Origin of the sequence: Streptomyces sp. SID14436 (assembly GCF_010548465.1) — a bacterium.
Classification (GTDB): Bacteria; Actinomycetota; Actinomycetes; order Streptomycetales; family Streptomycetaceae; genus Streptomyces.
Genome location: NZ_JAAGMD010000137.1, coordinates 1 through 21,881, shown reverse-complemented (window position 1 = coordinate 21,881; position 21,881 = coordinate 1). Strand labels below are relative to the sequence as shown.

The following is a 21,881-nucleotide window of genomic DNA, read 5'->3' as shown; positions in this document are numbered from 1 at the left end:
GGCGGGCACGGCGGCGTGGGTGTGCACCCGGGCCGAGACCTGGCGGGGCGAGGGGGCGCGGGTGCTGGCGCAGTTCCGCACGCCGGGCGGACCGGTCGGCGCCGTCGCGGCGAAGGCCGAGGACGTGCCGGCGTGCGGGGCGCGCGCGCCGCACGTACTGGCCGGGGTGCTGTGGAAGTCGGAGGCGGGCACCTGGTATCTGCTGGCCGCCGGCAGCCGTGACGTCACCTCGCTGGAGGCGACGGGCGGGGTCAGCGGTTCCGCGCAGGGCAACCTGCTGACGGTGGAGGCCGAACAGGGCGCCCGCGCCGACCTGAAGGGCACCCTGAAGGGCGGGAAGCCGGTCGAGGGGCTCGGCTGACCGGCCCCTGAACACCGGCGCTCGGTCCGGACCGTTCGCGGCTGGAATCGATCGGTATGGTGTTCGCATGACAACCGGGGTACGCCGCAGGATGGGAGTCGAGGAGCGACGGCAGCAGTTGATCGGCGTCGCCCTCGAACTGTTCAGCCGCCGCTCGCCCGACGAGGTCTCCATCGACGAGATAGCGTCGGCCGCGGGCATCTCGCGCCCGCTGGTGTACCACTACTTCCCCGGCAAACTCAGCCTGTACGAGGCCGCGTTGCAGCGAGCCGCGGACGATCTCGCGTCCCGGTTCGTGGAGCCGCACGAGGGTCCGCTGGGTGCGCGGCTGCGGCGCGTGATGGGCCGCTACTTCGACTTCGTCGACGAGCACGGCCCGGGTTTCTCCGCCCTGATGCGCGGCGGCCCGGCGGTCGGTTCCTCGACCACCAACGCGCTGATCGACGCCGTCCGGCAGGCCGCCTATGACCAGATGCTGTCGCACCTGGGCGTGGTGGGTCCGGCACCGGCACGGCTGGAGCTGGTGGTCCGGTCCTGGATCTCGCTGGCCGAGTCCACCGCGCTGATCTGGCTGGACGGCCGGAAGATACCCCGCGCCGAGCTGGAGACGCAGCTGGTGCACGACTTCGCGGCGCTGGCCGCGGTGGCCGCCGCCGCTGACGAGGAACTGGCCACGCTGCTGCGGGGCCTGCTGAAGAACGAGCCGGGCGACGGCCCGTTCACCGATCTGGCCACCCGGCTGATCCACCTGGCCTCCGGGTGAGCGGGGCGAGCACGTGGGGCCTGGTCGTGGAGACGACCGTGGGCACCGGGCAGCGCAAGCACACCGAGGCGCAGGTGGTGGCCCATGTCACCGGCTCCCGGGCGGAGGCGCTGGAGGAGCTGGAGCGACGGGCCCGGACCTACCGGCCGTGGCACCCGACGAGCCCGAAGCGCCGTCGGCTGCTGCGGGTGGACGACGGCTTCCTGCTCGTCGTCGACGGGGCGTACCAGTCGTTCGGCACCCGGTTCACGGTGGCGGAGCTGCTGGCGGACTCGGACGCGCCCGCCGCCCCGGACCCCGGCCCCGAGGAGGTCCGGGAACCCGCGCCGGCCGCCCCCGCGCCCGATCCCGCTCCGGCAGCACCGCAGGACCCGCCGCCCCCGGCTGAGCCGGACGCCGTCGGCGAGCTGGACGAGGACGGTGTCCCCGTCCGCCCGTCGTGGCTGGGCCGACCGGACCTCTGAGGGCACGGCCCCGACGGGGACGCCCGGTTACTCGCTCTCGTACTTCCGGTACGACGGATCGAGCTCGCGCACCTCGGCGGAGGCGTGCACGGCCACTCCCCCGGCGGGCTTCACGAACTGCCGCAGCAGGTCCAGCACGGCCTCGGTGAGCCGCGCCTTGGTCTCCTCGGTGCGGCCCGCGAGCAGCCCGAGGCTGACGTGGACGACGGCGTGGCCCTCGGTGTCGGGGCCGACCACGGTGTCCTCGGTCCGGCGGAACTGCGTCTTGCAGGCCGGGGGCCTGGCGGCGGCGATGTCGACCACGGCGGTGTGCAGGGCCCGCGCGAAGCCGGGCCGGTCGAAGCCGTCCGCCAGGCTGTCGGAGTAGTCGACGGTGATCTGCGGCATGAGCCCTCCTGTGATCGTTCCAGGAGGGCTCACCCTACGTCGTGTCCGCCGGCCCGGCGGGGTCAGCCCGCCGCGGTGAACACGGCGACCGTGCGGGCCGGGACGGTGAACGTGCCGGTGCTCCGCTCGTAGGACGCCGCCTTCACCACCGGGTCCCCGCCCTTCGCCTGCACGGGGTGCAGCCGGTGGCCGGTCCCGGCGAGGGCCGTGACGCGCTGGTCCTGCGCCTCGGGCGTGGCGTTGAAGACCACGACCAGGTCACCGAGGCGCATGGTGATCACCCCGGGGGTCTCGTCCTTCCCGGACAGCGGGAAGGAGAGCCGGGACTGCACCCGGTCCGCGGTGCCGAGCGAGAACGCCTTCTCCGACGTGCGGATCCTCAGCAGGTCCCGGTAGGCGGCCGAGGCGCCCTCGATCTGCGGGCAGCCGACCTTCACCGCGCCCAGCAGGGGCTTGGCGTAGGGCCACTTGTCCTCGTTGTCGGCGGCCGGCGGCAGCCCGCGGCCGAAGCCGTTGCCCGCCGCGCAGTTCCAGTGGATGGCGTTGAACCAGTCGCCGCTGTCGTAGGAGTTGCGGTCCAGGGACTTGGAGCGCAGCAGGTCGGTGCCCGCCTGGGAGAGGGCCGGGCCCTGCGAGAGGGTGGCCGTCGCCATGGCGAGGACCTGCATGCGGGCCCGGTCGCCGGCCGGGGTGTCCTTCGGCAGCTTGAAGGCGAGCGCGTCGAACAGGGACTCGTTGTCGTGGGCGTCCGCGTAGGCGAGGGCGTCGCCGGGGACGGCCGCGTATCCGGCGGGTGAGCCGTTGTAGTCGACCTGGGAGCCCTTGACCTCCTTGCCGCTGGTGTCGGTGAACGTGTAGTCGGCGAGGTTGCCGGAGAGGCCGACCTTGATGAGGTCCTGGTAGTGCAGCAGGCGGGCCTTCTGCTCGGCCTCGGTGCCGTTGGCCGTCGAGGTGTTGGGGTCGGTGTAGAGGCCGGAGGCGAAGCCCTGCACGCCGGGGTCCTCATCGAAGGGGCCGCCGCCGCGCACGGCGTCACGGGCCCGGTCGGAGAAGGTGGCGATGCCGGTGCCGGCCATGTTCGCCTGCGTGGCCTGCTCGAAGCGGGCGTCGTCGGCGATCTCGCCGAAGTTCCAGCCCTCGCCGTACAGGATGATCTTCTTGCCGTCGACGCCGTCCTTCTTGAGGGTGAGGGCGTCGAGGGCCTTGCGGACGGCGAGCATGTTCGCCTTCGGGTGGTGGCCCATGAGGTCGAAGCGGAAGCCGTCGACCTTGTACTCCTTGGCCCAGGTGACGACGGAGTCGACGACCAGCTTGCCCATCATGGCGTTCTCGGGCGCGGTGTTGGAGCAGCAGGTGCTGTCGGCGACGGAGCCGTCGGCGAGCAGCCGCTGGTAGTAGCCGGGCACGATCCGGTCCAGGACGGAGGTCTTCGCCTGACCGTGGGCGGCGGTGTGGTTGTAGACCACGTCCAGGACGACGCCGAGGCCCTCCTCGTTGAGCGCCTTGACCATTCGGCGGAACTCGACGGTGCGGGCGGTGCCCTCCGGGTCGGTGGCGTAGGAGCCCTCGGGGACCGTGTAGTGGTACGGGTCGTAGCCCCAGTTGTAGGCGTCCTTGGCGGCGGTCCTCGCCACGCACTCCTGCTGCTTCGGGGAGTCGGCCGGGTAGGCGGCGAGGTCGCAGTCGACGGTCGCCCGGTCGGACTTCTTCTCGGGGATGGTGGCGATGTCGAAGGCGGGCAGCAGGTGCACGTGGGAGGTGCCGGACCGCGCCAGCTTCCGCAGGTGCCGGCTGCCGTCGCTGTCCTTGTCGGTGAACGCGAGGTACGTGCCCGGGTGCTTCGCCGTGCGGTCCTCGACGGAGAAGTCGCGGATGTGCAGTTCCTGGATCTGGGCGTCCTTCAGCGGCACCGGCTTCGGCTTGGTCAGACCCGACCAGCCCTCGGGGGCGAGGCTCCGGTCGCCGAGGTCGACGACGAGGCTGCGCTCGGAGTCGGTGGTGAGGGCGACCGAGTAGGGGTCGGTGACCTTGTTGGTGACGATCTTCCGGGTGCTGGGCGCCCACACCGTGACGGCGTACCGGTACGGCTTGCCCTTCCAGGAGGCGGGGCCGGTGGCGGACCAGACGCCGGTGGCGTCGTCGCGGTGCATGCGGACGGTGCGGCCGTCGATCTCCAGGGCGACGTCGCGCGCGGTGGGCGCCCAGACGGACAGCGTCGGCCGGCCGTGGCGGAACACCGGCCCGAGGTCCGCCTTGGTGGCGCGGGCGGCGTAGAGGTCGTCGAGCACGCCGGCGAGCTGCACGCCGGTGGCGGCGAGCACGGCTCCGGTGGCGGCGCGCTGGGTGGCGACGACCTGGCCGCGCAGGGCCGCGCGCACCCGGTCCCGGTCGCGCGGGTCGACGGACCAGGCGGTGCCGTCCTTCAGGTGCGGGAAGCGGGCCTTCTGGGCGTCGGTGAGGGACGTCCTCGCCAGGCGCAGCCAGCGGGCGTCGCCGGTGCCGAGCGTGCCGTCCTCGACCGTGACGGCGCCGGTGGGCGAGGCGAGGAGCTGGGTGGAGGCGGCGGCGTCGGAGCCGTTCCAGACGAGGGTGTTCCGGTCGATCCAGACCGCCTTGGAGGTGGTGAGGTCGAGGGCGGCCGCGGAGCCCGCGGGCTGCGGCAGCAGGTACTTCTCCTGCCCGCTCACCAGCCACACCTCGTGCCCGTGGGCCTTGAGGTCGAGCGACTGGTCGGACGGCAGGTCCTTCTCGTCGCCCTTGTGGACGATGTAGCTGAGGCTGGTGGCACCCTCGGCGAGCGGCACCTCGAAGACCGCGCCATAGGGGTCAGTCTTCACCGGCTTCAGGGGTTTCGACCAGTCGGTGGGATCGGCGGCACCGGTCCAGGTGTGCAGGCCCCAGCCGTCGTAGTCGCTGTCGGCGCGGTGGTAGTGCAGGACGGCCTTGGTGGTGTCCTGGGCCGGGTACTCGGGCCGTTCGGTGGTGACGGTCTCCTCGCCCTGCTCGATCCAGACCTCGCCGGTGCGGGTGAGGTCGATCGTGCGGTCGGTGTCGACGTCCTTGGTGCCGTCCTTGTCGACGACGACGAAGCCCAGGTCGGAGGCGCCCGGCTTCAGCTTGACGTACGCGAAGGCGCCGTAGGCGTCGCGGCCGGTGAAGGGGTGGCTGTCGGGCCACTCGGTGGCCTCGCCCTCGGCGAGGTCGCCCCAGGCGTACAGGCCCCAGTCGTCGTAGTCGCCGTCGGCCCGCTTGTAGTGGACGATCGCGTAGTCGCGGGAGGCGGCGGAGGGCGGCGTCTCCACCGGCGCGGTGCCGGTGGTGGAGGCGGCGAGGGCGCTCGCGGTACGGCCGGCGGAGTCGGTCACGACGGCCTTGTAGCGCAGGGCGGTACCGGCGGGGACGTCCTTGCCGATGGTGTGGGTGACCTTGTGCGGGGCGTGGTCGGAGGAGCCGAGGACGCGCCACTTCCCGTTGCCGGTCTGGGCGGCGAAGACGACCCGGTTGAGCTGTCCGCCCTCGACGTCGGCGGTCAGCTCGACGGTGCCGGTGGCGCCCGCCTCGGGGGCCTTCAGGGTGAGGCTGGGCTTCGCGGCCGGCGTGCCGAGGCGTCCGGACGCCTTGAGGACGATCGCCGAGCCCGCGGGGACGGTGACGGTGATCTTCCTGTCGGCGTCGCTGCGCACGGTGGCGTCGGTGCCGTAGAGGCCCTTGAACGTCGTCCGGGCGGAGTTGGTCGCGAAGGTGGCCTTCTTCGCCTCGTCGGCGTTGTTGAAGGCGACGACGTACTCGGTGGTGTCCTTGCCGGTGGCCGTGCGGGAGACGGCGTAGACGCCGGGGCCGTCGGCGGCGTGGCGTTCCTGCTGGATGCCGTCGGTCAGGGCGGGGTGCGCCTTGCGGAGCTTCGCGAGGGCGCTGATCTGCCGGTAGAACGGCGAGCGGGTGTCGTAGGTGTCCTCGGCGTGGGTGCGGTCGGTGCCGATCAGGTCGTCGTCGAGGTAGTCGGCGGTGCGGGAGGCGAAGAGGGTCTGGCGGGCGTCCTTGTCGCCGCCCGCGCCGGTGAAGCCCTGCTCGTCGCCGTAGTAGACGACCGGGTTGCCCCGGTTGAGGAACATCAGCTCGTTGGCGAGCCGGCCCTTCTTCAGCAGTTCCGCGTCGGTCGCCTCCGGGTTGTCCTGCTTCAGGAAGGTGCCGATGCGGCCCATGTCGTGGTTGCCGAGGAAGGTGACCTGCTCGTAGGCGTTGGCCTTGTCGGTCGTGTACTTGTGGTCGTCGCCGAAGACGGCGGCCAGCTTCTTCGCGCTGCCGCCCTGGGAGGCGTACTGGCGGGCCGCCTCCTGGAAGGGGAAGTCGAGGGTGGCGTCGAGGCGGCCCTCGGTGACGTAGGGGGCGGTGACGTCGGTGTCGGCGGAGTAGACCTCGCCGAACATGAAGAAGTCCTTGCGGCCCTGCTTCGCCGCGTAGGCGTCCAGGGCGGTGGCCCACTGGGTCCAGAACTCCATGTTGACGTGCTTCACGGTGTCGATCCGGAAGCCGTCGATGTCGAAGTCCCTGACCCACCGCTGGTAGATCTTCTCCATGCCGCGGACGACCTCGGGACGCTCGGTCCACAGGTCGTCGAGCCCGGAGAAGTCGCCGTACTCGCTGGACTCGCCGGCGAAGGTGGAGTCGCCCCGGTTGTGGTACATCGCCGGGTCGTTGAGCCAGGACGGGACCTTCAGCCGCTTCTTCGCGGCGGGGACGACGGGGGTGCGGGGGAAGGTCCCCGCGTCCACGTGCGGGAACTTCTCGGAGCCGTCGGCGTGGTCGGCGTCGTCGAAGGGCTTTCCGTCCTTGGTCAGGTACGGGAAGGCGCCCTTGGAGAGGTAGTCGTAGGACTTCTCCTCGTAGTCGATGACGTCGGCGGTGTGGTTGGTGATGACGTCGAAGAAGACCTTCATGCCCTTGCCGTGGGCCTTGTCGATGAGGGTCTCGAGGTCCTTGTTGGTGCCGAAGTGCGGGTCGACCTGCGTGAAGTCGGTGATCCAGTAGCCGTGGTAGCCGGCCGAGGCGTCCTTGCCCGTGCCCTGCACGGGCTGGTTCTTGAAGATCGGCGCCAGCCAGATGGCGGTGGTGCCGAGCCCCTTGATGTAGTCCAGCTTCCGCGTCAGGCCCTTGAGGTCGCCGCCCTGGTAGAACCCCTTGTCGGTGGGGTCGTACCCGTGGGTGAGGCGGGACCCGGTCAGGCCGCCGCGGTCGTTCGTGCGGTCGCCGTTGGCGAAGCGGTCCGGCAGGACGAAGTAGAACTGCTCGCGGGTCAGGTCGTGCCGGGCCGGGGACTTGGCGAGGGCCGCGTCCGAGGGCGGCGGAGGCGGGGTGTCCGCGCGGGCGGCGAGCGGCTGCACGAGGGCCGCGGCGAGCGCGGCCACGGTGACGGCGGCGACGCGCCGGCCCCGTACGGTGCGGCGCCCCCGGGGCGCGGGCCATCTGGGTATCAAGGCGTGAACTCCTTGCGGTTACGGCTCATTGGGTCCGACCCCACGCCGCGGCGACGGCCTGTTTCGGCCACATCGCCGGGGCACCGGCCGTGACCGTATCGCCGTTGAAAGGTTTACAGCAAGGGTTCTGAAAGGACCGGTAAGGAATTGCATGCCGGACGCCGGGCGCCCCACCGTCCGTGAACGGCGGTGCGCCCGGCGCGGGTTCAGCAGTTCGGCTTGCCCGCGTGGACCGCGAGCGCCGTGTGGGCGCCCAGGGTGGCGGTGAGCTGTCCCGAACCGTTCACCGTCACCGGGGTGTTGTTCTGCACGTCGCAGTACGTGCCCGCGGGCAGTGACGTCTGGTAGGTGCGGGTCAGGGGGCCGGACTCGTGGTTGACGGCCACGAAGCCCTTGCTGCCCCGGCCGAAGGCGATGGCGTCGCCGCCGTTGTCCCACCAGTCGGTGACCGCCTGGCCGCGGGTGGCGTTGCGGAAGCCCACCATGGCCTTGATCTCCGGCCAGTTGTGCTGGCACTTCCAGCCGTTCTGCCAGCAGGCGTTCACCTGGCCGCCGCCCGGCGGTCCGGCGTCGTGGTCGGAGAACTCGTAGCCGGAGTTGATGTCCGGGGCGCCGTAGGGCCAGGCCAGCATGAAGACGTTGGCCAGGGTGTAGGTGGCGTTGTCCTTGTAGGAGAGGGTGCTGCCGTTGCGCTCGGTGTCGTGGTTGTCGACGAAGACGCCCGCGGAGGAGCTCTTGAGGTAGCCCCAGCCCTCGCCGTAGTTCTTCAGGTAGGCGAGGTTCTCGTTGTTGAAGACCCGCTTGAGGTCGTAGGCGTACCGGAATTCCTGGACGTCGCCGGTGCCGGTGTACTCGGTGGGCTGGACGGCCTCGCCCGCGCCGAAGATGACCTCCTGCTTCCAGTACACGCCGGGGTCGGTGAGCCGGGACTTGATGTTCGCCAGGTCGGCGGCCGGCATGTGCTTGGCGGCGTCGATGCGGAAGCCGTCGACCCCGAGGGAGAGCAGGTCGTTCATGTACCCGGCGATGGTCCTGCGGACGTACTCCTCGCCGGTGTCGAGGTCGGCGAGGCCGACCAGTTCGCAGTTCTGGACGTTGTGGCGGTCGCGGTAGTCCGTGATCTCCGCTCTGCAGGTGTCGAAGTCGTACGAGGAGTACAGGCCGGGGTAGTCGTACTTGGTGTACGGCGAGCCGCCCGTGCCGGTGCCGTTGCCCGCGGACATGTGGTTGATGACGGTGTCCACGACGACCTTCACACCGGCCGCGTGGCAGGTGTTCACCATGTTCCGGAAGGCGGTGCGGTCGCCGAGCCGCCCGGCGATCTTGTAGCTGACCGGCTGGTAGGACGTCCACCACTGCGAGCCCTGTATGTGCTCGGCGGGCGGGGAGACCTGGACGTATCCGTACCCGGCCGGGCCCAGGGTGGTGGTGCACTCGCGGGCGACCGAGGCGAAGTTCCACTCGAAGAGGACGGCCGTGACGTCCTTCGAGCCGGGCGGGGAGGCCGACGCGGGCGTCGGGGTCATGACAAGGGCGGCCGCGGCGAAGGCGGCCACCCCGGAGAGGGTTCTGCGTGCCATGTGGGGTTCCTTCATCGTCGAAGGCATGTGGGGAACCGCCCGGTTTCCGGGTGAAGGCGCTTGCAGAAACCTTCAGAAACCTTGCGGCAACGCAGATGTTAAGGGCCCGCCACCCGAAAGGGCAGCGGGCCGTACGAAGTTGAAGCGAAAAAGTTGCCGGATGAACCTCGGGGCGGGGCCGGGCGTCAGGCCCGGGTCCACCACACGGTCGTGTCCGCGGGCACCTTGGCCTCGGACGCCGTCTCGGCGACCTCGGCGTTGCTGATGAGCACCCGGCCGTAGGAGGGCACGGTCACCGACTCCCCGGTGGTGTTCGCGACACACACGAAGTCACCGCGCCGGAAGGCCAGGACCCCCTCGGGAGCCCGCAGCCACTCCACCGAGTCGCCCGCGCCCAGGTCGGCCTGCTCCCGGCGGACGGCCAGCGCGGACCGGTACATCTCCAGGGTCGAGCCGGGCACCCCGGTCTGCGCCTCCACGCTGAGCTCGCCCCAGCTCGCCGGCTGGGGCAGCCAGCTGCCGCCGTCGCCGAAGCCGTACGACGAGCCCTCGCGGGTCCACGGGATCGGCACCCGGCAGCCGTCGCGGTAGCCGTCCTGGCCGGCGCCGCGGAAGTACGCCGGGTCCTGGCGCACCTCGTCCGGCAGGTCGACGACGTCCGGCAGGCCGAGCTCCTCGCCCTGGTAGATGTACGCCGACCCGGGCAGGGCCAGCATCAGCAGGGTGGCCGCGCGGGCCCGGCGCAGGCCCAGCTCCCGGTCGCCGGGCAGGCGGATCTGGGTGCCGAGGCCGGGCGGGTTGCCGAAGCGGGTGGCGTGCCGGGTGACGTCGTGGTTGGACAGCACCCAGGTGGCGGGGGCGCCGACCGGGCGCATGGAGTCCAGCGTGCGGTCGATGACCTCGCGCAGTTCCGCGGCGTCCCAGTGGGTGGTGAGGTACTGGAAGTTGAACGCCTGGTGCAGCTCGTCGGGGCGCACGTAGTTCGCGGTGCGCTCCACGGTCGGGGTCCACGCCTCGGCGACGAAGATGCGGTCACCCGCGTACTCGTCGAGCACCACGCGCCACTCGCGGTAGATGTCGTGCACGCCGTCCTGGTCGAAGAACGGCATGACGTCGTTGCCCAGCAGCTTCAGCTGCTCGTGGGATCCCAGGTCCGGCAGGCCCTCCGCCTTCACCATGCCGTGGGCGACGTCGATGCGGAAGCCGTCCACGCCCATGTCGAGCCAGAACCGCAGGATGGAGCGGAACTCGTCGCCGACCGCCGGGTGCTCCCAGTTGAAGTCGGGCTGCTCCGGCGCGAACAGGTGCAGGTACCACTCGCCGGGCGTGCCGTCGGGTTCGGTGACGCGCGTCCAGGCCGGGCCGCCGAAGATCGACTCCCAGTCGTTGGGCGGCAGCTCCCCGTTCTCGCCCTTGCCCGGGCGGAAGTAGTACCGCTCCCGCAGCGGCGAGCCGGGGCCCTCGGCGATCGCGCGCTTGAACCATTCGTGCTGGTCGGAGGAGTGGTTGGGCACGAGGTCGACGATGATCCTCAGGCCCAGGGCGTGGGCGTCGCGGATCAGGGCGTCGGCGTCGAGCAGGTTGCCGAACATGGGGTCGACGGCACGGTAGTCGGCGACGTCGTAGCCCGCGTCGGCCTGCGGGGAGGCGTAGAACGGGCTCAGCCACACCGCGTCCACACCGAGGTCGCGCAGGTACGGCAGGCGGGAGCGGATGCCTTCCAGGTCCCCCATGCCGTCGCCGTTGCTGTCGGCGAAGCTGCGCGGGTACACCTGGTAGATCACCGCGTCCCGCCACCAGTCACGGTGCCCGTCGACGGTGGCGACGGCCGAGTCGGTCGAGGGGTCCGGGGTGGAGTGCTGCTGGCTCATGTCGTCCTTGTACTCAAGAGGCTTGTGGGGAAGGCGGTGGGGACGTGACGGCCGCGGTGCCTGCGGGGTCGGAATCGACACCGCGGCCGCCACCCCGCGCGTCGGGCGCGCGGGAGTCGTCCTCGAAGGAGGTCAGCCCTTCGTTCCGCCGGCCGTGAGGCCGGTCACCAGGTTCTTCTGCACGAGGTAGAAGAACGCGGAGACGGGTATCGCGATCAGGACCGCGGTGGCGGCCATCAGGTTGCGCTGGGCGTCGTGCTCGCTGATGAAGCTCTGCAGACCGACGGCGAGCGTGTACTTCTCGTCGTCCAGCATGAACGTCGTGGCGAACGCCACCTCTCCGAACGCCGTGATGAAGCTGTAGAAGGCGGCGACCGCCAGACCCGGCTTGGCGAGCGGCAGGATCAACCGCAGGAACGTGCCGAAGGGGTTCAGCCCGTCGACGCGTCCGGCCTCGTCGATCTCGAACGGGATGGTGTCGAAGTAGCCCTTCATCAGCCAGGCGCAGTACGGCACCGCCGTCGAGCAGTAGACGAGGATGAGTCCAAGGTAGCTGTCGATGAGCTGGAACTCCGACAGGATCTGGTACATCGGGACCATCAGGACCGCTACCGGGAACATCTGGGTCAAAAGGAGTACCCACATGAACTTCTTGTATCCCGGGAAGCGCATCCGGGACACCGCGTAGCCGGTGGTGGCGGCCACCAGGACACCGAGCACGGTGGTGCCCAGGGAGACGATCAGCGAGCTCTTCAGCCAGTGGAAGAAGTTCGTCTCCTGGAGCACGAAGACGTAGTTGTCGAGCGTCATCTTCCCCCAGATGCCGCCGGGGCGCAGATAGTCGTCCTTGTCCGGGCCGAGGGACAGGTAGACCAGCCAGACGACCGGGAACAGCGCGATGAGGCTCGCCACGATCAGGATGCCGTGCGAGGTGAGCCTGCCGAGCGGGCCTGTCTCCCCCCGCCGGCGCGCCTTCCCGGTGGGGGCCGGCGCTCCGGCGGGCCGGTCCGCCGGAGCGGCCTTGGTGACGGTAGTGGTGCTCATGGGGGCTCCTGCCTCAGATCGCGAGCTGCTGGTCATTGCGGTTCAGCCAGCGGCGGTAGAAGGAGGTGAAGACGACGAGGACGGCCAGCAGCAGCATGCCGTAGGCGGCGGACTCGGCGAACTCGCGCGGCTGCTGCCCGAAGCCCAGCTGGTAGGCCCAGGTCACGAGGATCTGGGCGTCCGGGGCGGTGTTGCCGAACAGCAGGAAGATGATCGCGAACTGGTTGAAGGTCCAGATGATGCCGAGCAGCACCACGGTGGAGCTGACCGAGCGCAGGCCGGGCAGGGTGACGTGGCGGAAGCGCTGCCAGGCGTTCGCGCCGTCCATCTCGGCCGCCTCGTACAGGCTGGCGTCGATGGACTGCAGGCCGCCGAGCAGGGAGACCATCATGAACGGCACTCCGCACCAGGTGTTGACCATGATGGCGGCGAACCGCTGCCAGAAGGTGTCCTCCAGCCACAGCGGGGTCGGCAGGCCGAGGAAGTCGAGGCCCGAGTTGATGATGCCGGCGTCGGCGAGCATGAAGCGCCAGCCGAAGACGGTGACGAAGGTCGGCACGGCCCACGGCAGGATGAGGATCAGCCGGTAGAGGGTGCGGCCCCGCAGCTTCTGGTTCAGCAGCAGGGCGAGGCCCAGGCCGATGCCGTAGTGCAGCGCCACACAGGCCGCGGTCCAGAAGATCGTCCAGCCGAACTTGGACCAGAAGCGCTCGTAGGCGGTGTCGCCCCACAGGATCTCGGCGTAGTTGTCGAGGCCGATGAACTTGTAGGTGGCCTCGATCTTGTTGACGCCGATGGTGCGGGCCGAGTTCAGGCTGTCCGCGTCGGTGAGGGTGAGGTAGAGGCCGTACGCCAGGGGATACAGCACGATGACGCCGAGCACGACGACCACCGGCAGGATCATGGCGTAGGCGTACCAGTGCTTCTGGTAGGCGTGCTTCAGCCTGCGGACCGGTCCGGGGCGGGGCGCGCGGTCACCGCGGCGCTTGCCGGTCGCGCGGTCGATGGCGACTGTCATGGTTCGGCACCTTCTGGGTGGTCAAGGGGTAGGCACACAGGCCGGTGGCCGCCGGACCCGTCGTGCGGGGAGGGGGTCCGGCGGCCACGCGGGCATTACTTGCTGAAGTCCGGCACCAGCTTCGCGATCGCGGTCTCCGCGTCGGTCAGCCCCTTGTCCAGGGACTTCTTGCCGCCGGCGATCTGCGGCAGTTCGTCGTCCAGCGGGCCCCACAGGGAGCTGTACTCGGGCAGCGCCGGGCGCGGCTGGGCGGCCTCGAGGACCGTCTGGTAGCCGGCGATGCCCGGGTCGGCCTTGACCTCGTCGGTGTAGGCGTCGTCCCGCGTGGGCAGCGTGGAGTTCTTCAGCGCGATGGTCTCCTGCGCCTTGGCCGAGGTCATGAAGTTGACGAACTTCAGCGCGGCCTTCTGCTTGGCCTCGGTGGACCCGGCGTACACGGACAGGTTGTGGCCGCCGGTCGGGGCGCCCGCCGTGCCGGCGGAACCGGCCGGGACCGTGGCGATGCCGAGGTTGTTCTTGTCCTTGAACGCGGTGCCCTTGTAGAAGTTGGTGATCTCCCACGGGCCCTGGATGATCGAGGCGACCTTGCCGTTGACGAACGCGTCCTGGATGTGGGCGTAGGCGTCGGCGGTGGTGTCGGCCTTGTGCAGGCCCTTGCCCTTGAACAGGCTCAGCCAGGTGCCGTAGGCCTTCACGGCCTCGGGCGACTTGACGGTGATCTTCTTGGCGTCGGCGTCGACCGTGTCGGTGCCCTCGCCGTAGAGGAACGACTGGGCGTAGTAGGACTGGGTGGAGCCCCAGTAGCCGTCGACGCCGGTCTTGTCCTTGATGGTGGCGGCGGCCTTCTTCAGGTCATCCCAGGTCTTGGGAGCCTCGACGCCGGCCTTCTCGAAGAGTTCCTTGTTGTAGACGAGGGCCAGGGTGTCCGTGGTGAAGGGGACGCCGTAGGTCTTGCCCTCGTACTTGGCCTGCTCGATCAGGTTCGGCTTGAACTTGTCCTGGTCGGCGAGGGCCTCGGTGCCGTCCAGCGGCAGGAAGAAGCCCTTCTTGGCGAAGGCGGGGGTCCAGCCGACCTCGGAGCGCAGCACGTCGGGGGCGCCCTTGGAACCGGCGGCGGTGTCGAACTTGTTCTGCGCCTGGTCGAAGGGGACGTTGACGAAGTTGACCTTGATGTCCTTGTTGGCGGCCTCGAACTCCTTGACCAGGGCCTTGTACGTCGGCGCCTCGTTGGTCGCGTTGGAGGTGTCCCACCAGGTGATGGTGACCGGGCCGTCGGCCTTGTCGCCGCTGTCGCTGTCTCCGCCGCAGGCCGTCGCCGCGAGGGCGAGGGACGCCACCAGCGCGGTGGCCGCTATGCCACGCCGCATGAGTTCTCCTTGAGGGTGAAAGCCGTGCACAGGGTGCGGCCCCGTCTGCCGCCCTGCCGGCTTGCCGGCTTGCCACCGCGGCTCCGCGTCCATCGGATCTGGCCGGGAATCGCGGTTCCGCCGGGCGACTGGAAAGTAACAGCGATGCAAGCGTTGCAAAAGCCCTTGCTGAAAAATTTTGCAAGAAGCGCCGAAGGTTACGCCGCCGTGACCTCTCCTAGACCCCCGCGCAACCCCCGTTCCCGCCCGTACGGCAGGGGATCGGACAGTTGTGCAAGACTCTGCAAGCACTTGCCATCCGTTGCCGCCGCGGGAATCATCCGTTGCGAGGACGCCGACCACGAGGTGAGGGACCGCGATGACCCAGCAGCCCACAGCGGGCCGTTCCACGGCACGCGCCAGGCGTCCGATCGGTGGGCAGGGGGACGTACGGCCGATACAGTCCGGTGCTGTGACCACACGTCTTGCCGACATCGCTGCCCAGGCGGGGGTGAGCGAGGCGACCGTCAGCCGCGTACTCAACGGCAAGCCGGGGGTCGCCGCCACCACGCGCCAGTCCGTGCTCGCCGCCCTCGACGTGCTCGGCTACGAGCGGCCGGTGCGGCTGCGGCAGCGCAGCGAGGGCCTGGTCGGCCTGATCACCCCGGAGCTGGAGAACCCCATATTCCCGGCCCTGGCGCAGGTCATCGGCCAGGCGCTGACCCGGCAGGGCTACACCCCGGTGCTCGCCACCCAGACCCCCGGCGGGTCGACGGAGGACGAGCTGACCGAGATGCTCGTGGACCGCGGCGTGGCCGGCATCATCTACGTCTCCGGCCTCCACGCGGACACCACCGCCGACACCCAGCGCTACGACCGACTGCGCGCCCAGGGCGTGCCGTTCGTGCTGGTCGACGGTTTCTCGCCGAAAGTGCAGGCGCCGTTCATCTCCCCCGACGACCGCGCCGCGATGGCGCTCGCCGTCACCCACCTCGTCTCCCTCGGCCACACCCGGATCGGCCTGGCGCTCGGACCGAAGCGGTTCGTGCCGGTGCAGCGCAAGATCGAGGGGTTCGTGCACATCGTGCAGGAGCAGCTCGGCCTCGACGCCGAGACCGTGCGGACGGAACTGATCCAGCACTCGCTGTACACGCTGGAGGGCGGGCAGGCCGCCGCCGCGGCGCTCATGGACCGGGACTGCACGGCCGTCGTGTGCGCCAGCGACATGATGGCGCTGGGCGCCATACGGGCGGCCCGGCAGCGCGGTCTGGACGTGCCGAAGGACATCTCGGTGGTCGGCTTCGACGACTCCCCGCTGATCGCCTTCACCGACCCGCCGCTGACCACCGTCCGCAAGCCGGTCCCGGCCATGGGCCAGGCCGCGGTGCGCACACTGCTGGAGGAGGTCGGCGGAACCCCGGCCCCGCACAGCGAGTTCGTGTTCATGCCGGAACTGGTGGTGCGCGGCTCGACCGCGTCGGCCCCCGGGGACCGCAACCGGCCGCACGAGAGGCCCTGACCGGCCCGATCCACGCTGCGCCGGTGCCCGCGCGGGCGCCGGTACCCGGGCATAGCCTGGGGAGGTACCTCAGCGTGCGTCGACCGGAAGAGGGTGGCTGCGATGCGCGTGATGCTCAAGGCGACGCTGGACACGGAGAAGGCGAACGAGGTCGTCCGCAGCGGGAGGATGCCCGAGCTGGTGAAGGAGACCCTGCAGCGGCTGCAGCCCGAGGCCGCGTACTTCGGGCCTCTCGGTGGCCGGCGGACCTGTCTGCTCGTGCTCGACCTGGCGGACAGCTCGCAGATCCCGGCCGCCGGTGACCCGTTCTTCACCGAGTTCGGCGCCGAGGTCGAGATGACCCCGGTGATGAACGCGGAGGACCTGCAGAAGGGGCTCTCCCAGCTGTAGCACTGTACTGACGACGATCATCAACCTCTGAGGCGTGCAGGGAAACTGCGCCCGGCGCCGCCGACCGGACGGGCCGTCAGGAGAAGTTGACGCTCCCGGGACCGCGGCAGAACATGCGGGCCCTGCCGGACCGGGGGATGATCTGTGGGCGAGGCCTTTTCTGGCAGACTCTGTGCCTATGGGTGACACGACCGTGACTGTGCCGAACGGCCGGACATCGGCCGCTCCCCGTCCCGCCGGTGACCGGACGGGGCGGGCGCTCCTGCGCCGCGTTCGTGCTCCCCGCCGGCCCCGGCTCTGGTTCGAGATCCTGCTCATCGCGGTGAGTTACTGGACGTACTCCCTCGTGCGCAACGCCGTCCCCGAGCAGAAGGCGCAGGCCCTGCGCAACGCCGACTGGATCTGGGAGGTCCAGCAGCAACTGGGCATCGCCGTCGAGGAATCCGTCAACCACGCCGTGAACTCGGTGACATGGCTGGTCGTCGGCATGAACTACTACTACGCCACCCTGCACTTCGTGGTGACGCTGGGTGTCCTGGTGTGGCTCTACCGCAGTCACCCGGGACGCTACGCGGCCACCAGACTGGTGCTGTTCGCGACCACGGGAGTCGCCCTCGTCGGTTACTACCTGTTCCCGCTCGCCCCGCCCCGCCTGATGAACGGCGGCAACTTCATCGACACCGTGATGGTGCACCAGACCTGGGGCTCGATGGCCTCCGGGAACCTGAAGAACATGTCCAACCAGTACGCCGCCATGCCGTCGATGCACATCGGCTGGTCCGTGTGGTGCGGCCTGACCGTCTTCGCCCTGGCGTCCGTGCCGTGGGTGCGGATCCTGGGGCTGCTGTACCCGGCGCTCACCCTGGTGGTCATCGTCGCCACGGCCAACCACTTCTGGCTGGACGCGGTCGGCGGCGTGCTCTGCCTGGCCTTCGGCTACGCGGTCGCCCGCCTCTGGTACGGCAGCGGCCCGTACGCGCTGCCCCGGCGGGTGGCGGCACGCGGCAAGGGCGAGCGGAGGGTCGCCGGGGGTGAGGGCGTGGTGACGGCGGCCAGGGGCGAGGGCACTGCGGGTGTCGGTGCCGCTTCCGGTTCTCCCGGGGAAACGGAAGGAGATGCGGACGTGGACGACGGTGCCAGGACCGGGGCCGCTGACGGCGGCGCCGGGGCCGACGCCCTGTCCGGCACGGGACGGCCCGCGCCGTAGCCCGGGGTACCGCGTGCCGCGCCTGTCCGGGCGGGACCTCCGTCAGGCGTCCGGGCGTGGCCCCCGGTGACAGTGACCGCCGTCCGAGCAGGACTCACGGTGACAGTGACCGCCGTCCGGGCGGAACCCTCAGTCACCGTCGTAGAACAGCTGCTCCATGACGCTCCGTGCCCGGCGGGCCGTGCGCCGGTACGCGTCGAGCATGTCGCCCGCGTGTCCGGGGCCGTGGCCGAGGTAGCGGCCGACGGCCGCCAGTTCCCGGGGAACGGTCGGGAAGGTGTCCCCGGCCCGCCCCCGGACCAGCATGACCGCGTTGCGCACCCGGGTCGCCAGCACCCACGCCTCGTCCAGGGTGGCGGCGTCGTCGGCGGAGATCAGCCCGGCGTCCCGGGCCGCCGCCAGCGCCTGCCGGGTCCGTGTGGTGCGCAGGCCGGGTTCGCGCGCCGCGTGCCGCAGCTGCATCAGCTGCACGGTCCACTCCACGTCGGAGAGCCCGCCCGGCCCCAGCTTGGCGTGCAGCTTGGGGTCGGCGCCGCGCGGCAGCCGTTCGGACTCCATCCGGGCCTTCAGCCGGCGGATCTCACGGACCGCGTCCTCGTCCAGCCCGCCGGACGGGTAGCGCAGCGGGTCGATCAGTTCGATGAAGCGGCGGCCCAGGTCCTCGTCCCCGGCGACCGGCTCGGCGCGCAGCAGCGCGTGCCGCTCCCACACCAGTGACCAGCGGCGGTAGTACGCCCCGTACGAGGTGAGGGTGCGCACCAGCGGCCCGGACTTGCCCTCCGGGCGGAGATCGGCGTCGACCAGCAGGGGCGGGTCGGAGCTGGGCAGCTGGAGCAGGCGGCGCATCTCCGCGACGACCTTGGCGGCGGCCTTGGCGGCCTCGTGCTCGTCCACGCCCTCGCGCGGCTCGTGCACGAACAGCACGTCGGCGTCGGACCCGTAGCCCAGCTCGTGGCCGCCGAAGCGGCCCATGCCGATGATCGCGAACCGGGTGGGCAGCGCGTCGCCCCAGCCCTCCCGGACGACGGCGCGGAGGGTGCCCGCCAGGGTGGCGGCCGTCAGGTCGGACACGGCGGCGCCGACCAGGTCGACGAGCGCCCCCTGGTCGGCCTCGGCGGGCTGCGACTCGGTGCCGTAGGAGCCGACGATGTCGGCGGCGGCCGTGCGGAACAGCTCCCTGCGGCGGACGCCGCGGGCGGCGGTTACGCCCTGGGCGGCGTTGTCGGCGCGGCGGACGGCGGCGAAGATCTCCTGCTCCAGGTGGGCGCGGGAACGCGGCCGGAGCCCCGCCCCGTCGCCGAGCAGCGCCACCGCCTCGGGGGCGCGCATCAGCAGGTCGGGGGCGAGCCGCCCGGCGGACAGCACCCGGGCCAGGTTCTCGGCGGCCGCGCCCTCGTCGCGCAGCAGCCGCAGGTACCAGGGCGTCTTGCCGAGCGCGTCGGAGACGTTGCGGAAGTTGAGCAGTCCGGCGTCCGGGTCGGCGGAGTCGGCGAACCAGCCGAGAAGGACGGGCAGCAGCGTGCGCTGGATGGCCGCCTTGCGGGTGACACCGCTGGCGAGCGCCTCCAGGTGCCGCAGGGCGGCGGCCGGGTCGGCGTAGCCGAGGGCGACCAGGCGTTCGCGGGCCGCCTCCGCGCTGAGCCGGGCCTCACCGGGCGCGAGCTGGGCGACCGCGTCGAGCAGCGGCCGGTAGAACAGCTTCTCGTGCAGCCGCCGCACCACCGCGGCGTGCCGCTTCCACTCCCGGGTCAGGCTCGCGACCGGGTCGGTGCGCAGGCCGAGGGAGCGGCCGAGGCGGCGCAGGTCGGTCTCGTCGTCGGGGACCAGGTGGGTGCGGCGCAGCCGGTGCAGCTGGATGCGGTGTTCCATGGAGCGCAGGAAGCGGTACGCGTCGTCGAGCTGGGAGGCGTCCGCGCGGCCCACGTACCCGCCGGCGGCGAGCGCCTTGAGCGCGTCGAGGGTGGTGCCGCTGCGCAGGGAGGCGTCGGTGCGGCCGTGCACCAGCTGGAGCAGCTGCACGGCGAACTCGACGTCCCGCAGACCGCCGGGCCCCAGTTTGAGCTGGCGGTCGACCTCGGCGACGGGGATGTTCTCCACCACCCGGCGGCGCATCTTCTGCACGTCGGCGACGAAGTTCTCCCGCTCCGCCGCCTGCCACACCAGGGGCTGGAGCGCGGTCACGTACTCGTCGCCCAGGCCGAGGTCGCCGGCCACCGGGCGGGCCTTGAGGAGCGCCTGGAACTCCCAGGTCTTGGCCCAGCGCTGGTAGTAGGCGAGGTGGGAGGCGAGGGTGCGCACGAGGGGGCCGTTGCGGCCCTCGGGCCGCAGGTTGGCGTCGACGGGCCAGATGGTGCCCTCGACGGTGCTCTCCGAGCAGATCCGCATCATGTGCGAGGCGAGCCGGGTCGCGGCCCGCAGCGCCTTGTCCTCGTCGGCGCCCTCCACGGCCTCGCCGACGAAGACGACGTCGACGTCCGAGACGTAGTTCAGCTCGTGTCCCCCGCACTTGCCGAGCGCGATCACCGCGAGCCGGCACAGGGCGGCGTCCTCGGGTGCGGCGTCCCGGGCCAGCCGGAGGGCGGCGCGCAGGGTGGCGGTGGCGAGGTCGGCGAGCTCGGCGGCGGTCTCGGCGACGTCGATGGTCCCGCAGACGTCGCGGGCGGCGATGGAGAGCAGGCAGCGCCGGTAGGCGACCCGCAGGGACACCGTGTCGGTGACGTCGGCGAGACCGCTCTCGAACTCCTCGACGCCGGGGTGCAGGTCCCGGGGTTCGTAGGTGACCAGGGCCTGCCAGTCGCTGGGGTGCCGGGCCAGGTGGTCGGCGAGGGCGCCGGAGGCACCGAGCACGCCGAGCAGCCGGTCCCGCAGCGGCTTGGCCGCGATCACCGTGTCGAGGAGTTCCTGGCGCGCGGTGGGGTCCGGCTGCGCCTCCAGCAGCCGCACCAGCCCGAGCAGCGCGAGGTCGGGGTCGGCGGTGGCGCCGAGCGCGTCGAGCAGGACCGGGTCGTCGCGCAGGGCGGTCAGTTCGGGGCCGTCCAGCAGGCGCTCGGCGGCGGAGGGGTCCGTGAAGCCGTGCCGCAGCAGCCGCGTGAAGATACTGCTCCTGCGCCCCGGCGCCGACGTCATCCCCGGCCTCCCTCGTGCCTCGGAAACGTGTCGTACGGCCACGAGCCTATCCGCAGGAGGGGCACGCGGCCCGGGGCGCCGTCCGGTTCCCGCGGACTGCGGACGCGGTGCGGCGTTTCGGTGGCGGCGGGCCCCGATTTCCGATTCGGTGAGGAGGAAACGTCCGTCCCACGCCGTTCTCCACGAAGGAGCCACGTTTCCATGGACTTCACCCTCGAAGTGATCCCGCTGCCCGTGAGCGACATCGACCGGGCCAGGGACTTCTACCGGGACAAGGTCGGCTTCCACGTCGACATCGACCAGGAGGTCATGCCCGGCATGCGCATCGTCCAGCTGACACCACCCGGCTCCGGGTGCTCGATCGCCCTGGGTGACACGCTCTGGGAGTCGACGCCCGGCCCCACCCCGGCCCCCGGTTCCTACCAGGGGCTGCAGCTCTGCGTCGCCGACATCAAGGCGGCCCACGCCGAACTGACCGCGCGGGGGCTGGAGGTCAGCGAGCCCCAGGAGTACGCCCCGGACGACGGCGCGACGTTCATGTACTTCAAGGACCCGGACGGCAACGGCTGGGCGGTCCAGGAGTACCGGCGCCGGGCGACGGAGCCGCTGCACAAGCTGCTGACACAGCAGGCGGAGGGCTAGGCCGGGCCGGTCGGGCCCCCCGGGGGCCCGACACCCCCACCCACGGCCCGTCACGGTCTGCGACGGTGCGCCAAGGCTGCTACGGGCCGCCACGGCGGGCCGCGTCGGCCGGGCCGCCGGTGACCGCCGACAGGCCGAACGGCGGGCGTCGGGCGTCCGGTGTCCGGCGGCCGGCGGGCCGTGACGCGCCGCTGGAGAGGACGGCGACATCACCTGCGGGCATCACCCGGCGACATCACTGGCAGCACCCCCTCCCGACCCTGCCCTCCCATCCCTCCCATCCCTCCCCGCATTTCCCTCTCGGCATTTCCTCACAAAGGGTGTCAAACCACCCCAACCGGCCACCCGTGCGGGGACGGACGGTCACGTGGGATGCCCGGGGCACGCTTCCGGCACGGTGCCGGGGCGTCCGGGACACGGGACCTCACGCAGGACATCCGATGAGGGGAATGCGCCGATGAGTGAGTCCGTAGACACCGGGACCGGGACCGGGACCAGGGACACCCGGGAGAAGGTCAGGGCGGAGGCCTCCGCGACGGCCGGTCAGGCCAAACAGGCCGCCGGCCAGGTCGCGGGCACCGCGGCGGAACAGGCGCGGACCGTGGCCGGTGAGGCGCGCCGGCAAGCCGGTTCCGCCGTGCGCGACCTGCGCGGCCGGGCCGTGGAGGAGGCGGACGGGCAGGCCCGGC

General features: G+C 71.2%; 14 protein-coding genes and 2 pseudogenes. 8 read left to right on the top strand and 8 right to left on the bottom strand.

Annotated elements, in window-relative coordinates; translation table 11 throughout:
• The 3 genes and pseudogenes from G3I53_RS04985 to G3I53_RS04975 all read left to right on the top strand — a co-directional run.
• Nucleotides 1-361, top strand: a pseudogene (locus G3I53_RS04985) (hypothetical protein); the annotation flags it as partial.
• Between the two features lie 67 nt (nucleotides 362-428).
• The gene (locus tag G3I53_RS04980; protein ID WP_164332906.1) at nucleotides 429-1,124 is read left to right on the top strand and encodes a TetR/AcrR family transcriptional regulator; all 696 of its coding nucleotides are present in this window, start codon (nucleotides 429-431) and stop codon (nucleotides 1,122-1,124) included.
• Complete coding sequence (locus tag G3I53_RS04975; protein WP_164332907.1) at nucleotides 1,121-1,588, top strand: hypothetical protein; 468 nt, start codon at nucleotides 1,121-1,123, stop codon at nucleotides 1,586-1,588. Before G3I53_RS04980 ends, G3I53_RS04975 begins: the two co-directional genes overlap by 4 nt.
• Before the next feature lie 27 nt (nucleotides 1,589-1,615).
• Here G3I53_RS04975 and G3I53_RS04970 read toward each other — a convergent pair whose 3' ends face one another.
• The 7 genes from G3I53_RS04970 to G3I53_RS04940 all read right to left on the bottom strand — a co-directional run bounded on the left by G3I53_RS04970 (nucleotide 1,616) and on the right by G3I53_RS04940 (nucleotide 14,329).
• Entirely contained in the window at nucleotides 1,616-1,975 is a 360-nt protein-coding gene (locus tag G3I53_RS04970) for a 5-carboxymethyl-2-hydroxymuconate Delta-isomerase (protein WP_164332908.1), read from the bottom strand.
• Between the two features lie 62 nt (nucleotides 1,976-2,037).
• The gene (pulA, locus tag G3I53_RS04965) at nucleotides 2,038-7,449 is read right to left on the bottom strand and encodes a pullulanase-type alpha-1,6-glucosidase (RefSeq protein WP_164438052.1); all 5,412 of its coding nucleotides are present in this window, start codon (nucleotides 7,447-7,449) and stop codon (nucleotides 2,038-2,040) included.
• A 206-nt stretch (nucleotides 7,450-7,655) separates the two neighbouring features.
• The gene (locus G3I53_RS04960) at nucleotides 7,656-9,029 is read right to left on the bottom strand and encodes an alpha-amylase family protein (protein WP_164337175.1); all 1,374 of its coding nucleotides are present in this window, start codon (nucleotides 9,027-9,029) and stop codon (nucleotides 7,656-7,658) included.
• Nucleotides 9,030-9,214: 185 nt separating this feature from the next.
• The gene (locus tag G3I53_RS04955; RefSeq protein ID WP_164337176.1) at nucleotides 9,215-10,900 is read right to left on the bottom strand and encodes an alpha-amylase family glycosyl hydrolase; all 1,686 of its coding nucleotides are present in this window, start codon (nucleotides 10,898-10,900) and stop codon (nucleotides 9,215-9,217) included.
• Nucleotides 10,901-11,032: 132 nt separating this feature from the next.
• Nucleotides 11,033-11,944, bottom strand: a complete 912-nt coding sequence (locus G3I53_RS04950; RefSeq protein ID WP_164337177.1) for a sugar ABC transporter permease — start codon at nucleotides 11,942-11,944, stop codon at nucleotides 11,033-11,035.
• Nucleotides 11,945-11,957: 13 nt separating this feature from the next.
• Nucleotides 11,958-12,962 (bottom strand): sugar ABC transporter permease, encoded by a 1,005-nt coding sequence (locus tag G3I53_RS04945; RefSeq protein WP_164337178.1) that lies wholly within the window; start codon nucleotides 12,960-12,962, stop codon nucleotides 11,958-11,960.
• Between the two features lie 95 nt (nucleotides 12,963-13,057).
• Nucleotides 13,058-14,329 carry an extracellular solute-binding protein gene (locus G3I53_RS04940; RefSeq protein ID WP_164337179.1) on the bottom strand — a complete coding sequence of 424 codons (1,272 nt, stop codon included), beginning with the start codon at nucleotides 14,327-14,329 and terminating at the stop codon, nucleotides 13,058-13,060.
• Between the two features lie 451 nt (nucleotides 14,330-14,780).
• Here G3I53_RS04940 and G3I53_RS04935 point away from each other — a divergent pair, with 451 nt between their 5' ends.
• The 3 genes from G3I53_RS04935 to G3I53_RS04925 all read left to right on the top strand — a co-directional run bounded on the left by G3I53_RS04935 (nucleotide 14,781) and on the right by G3I53_RS04925 (nucleotide 17,424).
• Complete coding sequence (locus G3I53_RS04935) at nucleotides 14,781-15,827, top strand: LacI family DNA-binding transcriptional regulator (RefSeq protein ID WP_164337180.1); 1,047 nt, start codon at nucleotides 14,781-14,783, stop codon at nucleotides 15,825-15,827.
• A 102-nt stretch (nucleotides 15,828-15,929) separates the two neighbouring features.
• Nucleotides 15,930-16,217 carry a hypothetical protein gene (locus G3I53_RS04930; protein ID WP_164337181.1) on the top strand — a complete coding sequence of 96 codons (288 nt, stop codon included), beginning with the start codon at nucleotides 15,930-15,932 and terminating at the stop codon, nucleotides 16,215-16,217.
• Nucleotides 16,218-16,395: 178 nt separating this feature from the next.
• Nucleotides 16,396-17,424, top strand: a complete 1,029-nt coding sequence (locus G3I53_RS04925) for a phosphatase PAP2 family protein (protein ID WP_164337182.1) — start codon at nucleotides 16,396-16,398, stop codon at nucleotides 17,422-17,424.
• 129 nt (nucleotides 17,425-17,553) lie between these two features.
• Here the strand turns inward: G3I53_RS04925 and G3I53_RS04920 are convergent, their stop codons facing one another.
• Entirely contained in the window at nucleotides 17,554-20,550 is a 2,997-nt protein-coding gene (locus tag G3I53_RS04920) for a bifunctional [glutamine synthetase] adenylyltransferase/[glutamine synthetase]-adenylyl-L-tyrosine phosphorylase (protein WP_164438051.1), read from the bottom strand.
• A gap of 201 nt (nucleotides 20,551-20,751) precedes the next feature.
• On the opposite strand from G3I53_RS04920, the gene G3I53_RS04915 reads away from it, so the two are divergent.
• Together G3I53_RS04915 and G3I53_RS04910 are read left to right on the top strand one after the other, a co-directional pair.
• On the top strand, nucleotides 20,752-21,192 hold the full coding sequence (locus G3I53_RS04915; RefSeq protein ID WP_164333569.1) for a VOC family protein: 441 nt from the start codon (nucleotides 20,752-20,754) through the stop codon (nucleotides 21,190-21,192).
• Nucleotides 21,193-21,649: 457 nt separating this feature from the next.
• A pseudogene (locus tag G3I53_RS04910) lies at nucleotides 21,650-21,881 on the top strand (hypothetical protein); the annotation flags it as partial.

What these genes read in the sequence shown, in the direction of transcription:
- G3I53_RS04950 (WP_164337177.1), bottom strand. Translation starts at nt 11,944, where the DNA reads ATGAGCACCACTACCGTCACCAAGGCCGCTCCGGCGGACCGGCCCGCC.
- G3I53_RS04980 (WP_164332906.1), top strand. Translation starts at nt 429, where the DNA reads ATGACAACCGGGGTACGCCGCAGGATGGGAGTCGAGGAGCGACGGCAG.
- G3I53_RS04960 (WP_164337175.1), bottom strand. Translation starts at nt 9,029, where the DNA reads ATGGCACGCAGAACCCTCTCCGGGGTGGCCGCCTTCGCCGCGGCCGCC.
- G3I53_RS04940 (WP_164337179.1), bottom strand. Translation starts at nt 14,329, where the DNA reads ATGCGGCGTGGCATAGCGGCCACCGCGCTGGTGGCGTCCCTCGCCCTC.
- G3I53_RS04970 (WP_164332908.1), bottom strand. Translation starts at nt 1,975, where the DNA reads ATGCCGCAGATCACCGTCGACTACTCCGACAGCCTGGCGGACGGCTTC.
- G3I53_RS04955 (WP_164337176.1), bottom strand. Translation starts at nt 10,900, where the DNA reads ATGAGCCAGCAGCACTCCACCCCGGACCCCTCGACCGACTCGGCCGTC.
- G3I53_RS04915 (WP_164333569.1), top strand. Translation starts at nt 20,752, where the DNA reads ATGGACTTCACCCTCGAAGTGATCCCGCTGCCCGTGAGCGACATCGAC.
- G3I53_RS04920 (WP_164438051.1), bottom strand. Translation starts at nt 20,550, where the DNA reads ATGACGTCGGCGCCGGGGCGCAGGAGCAGTATCTTCACGCGGCTGCTG.
- G3I53_RS04930 (WP_164337181.1), top strand. Translation starts at nt 15,930, where the DNA reads ATGCGCGTGATGCTCAAGGCGACGCTGGACACGGAGAAGGCGAACGAG.
- G3I53_RS04945 (WP_164337178.1), bottom strand. Translation starts at nt 12,962, where the DNA reads ATGACAGTCGCCATCGACCGCGCGACCGGCAAGCGCCGCGGTGACCGC.
- G3I53_RS04925 (WP_164337182.1), top strand. Translation starts at nt 16,396, where the DNA reads ATGGGTGACACGACCGTGACTGTGCCGAACGGCCGGACATCGGCCGCT.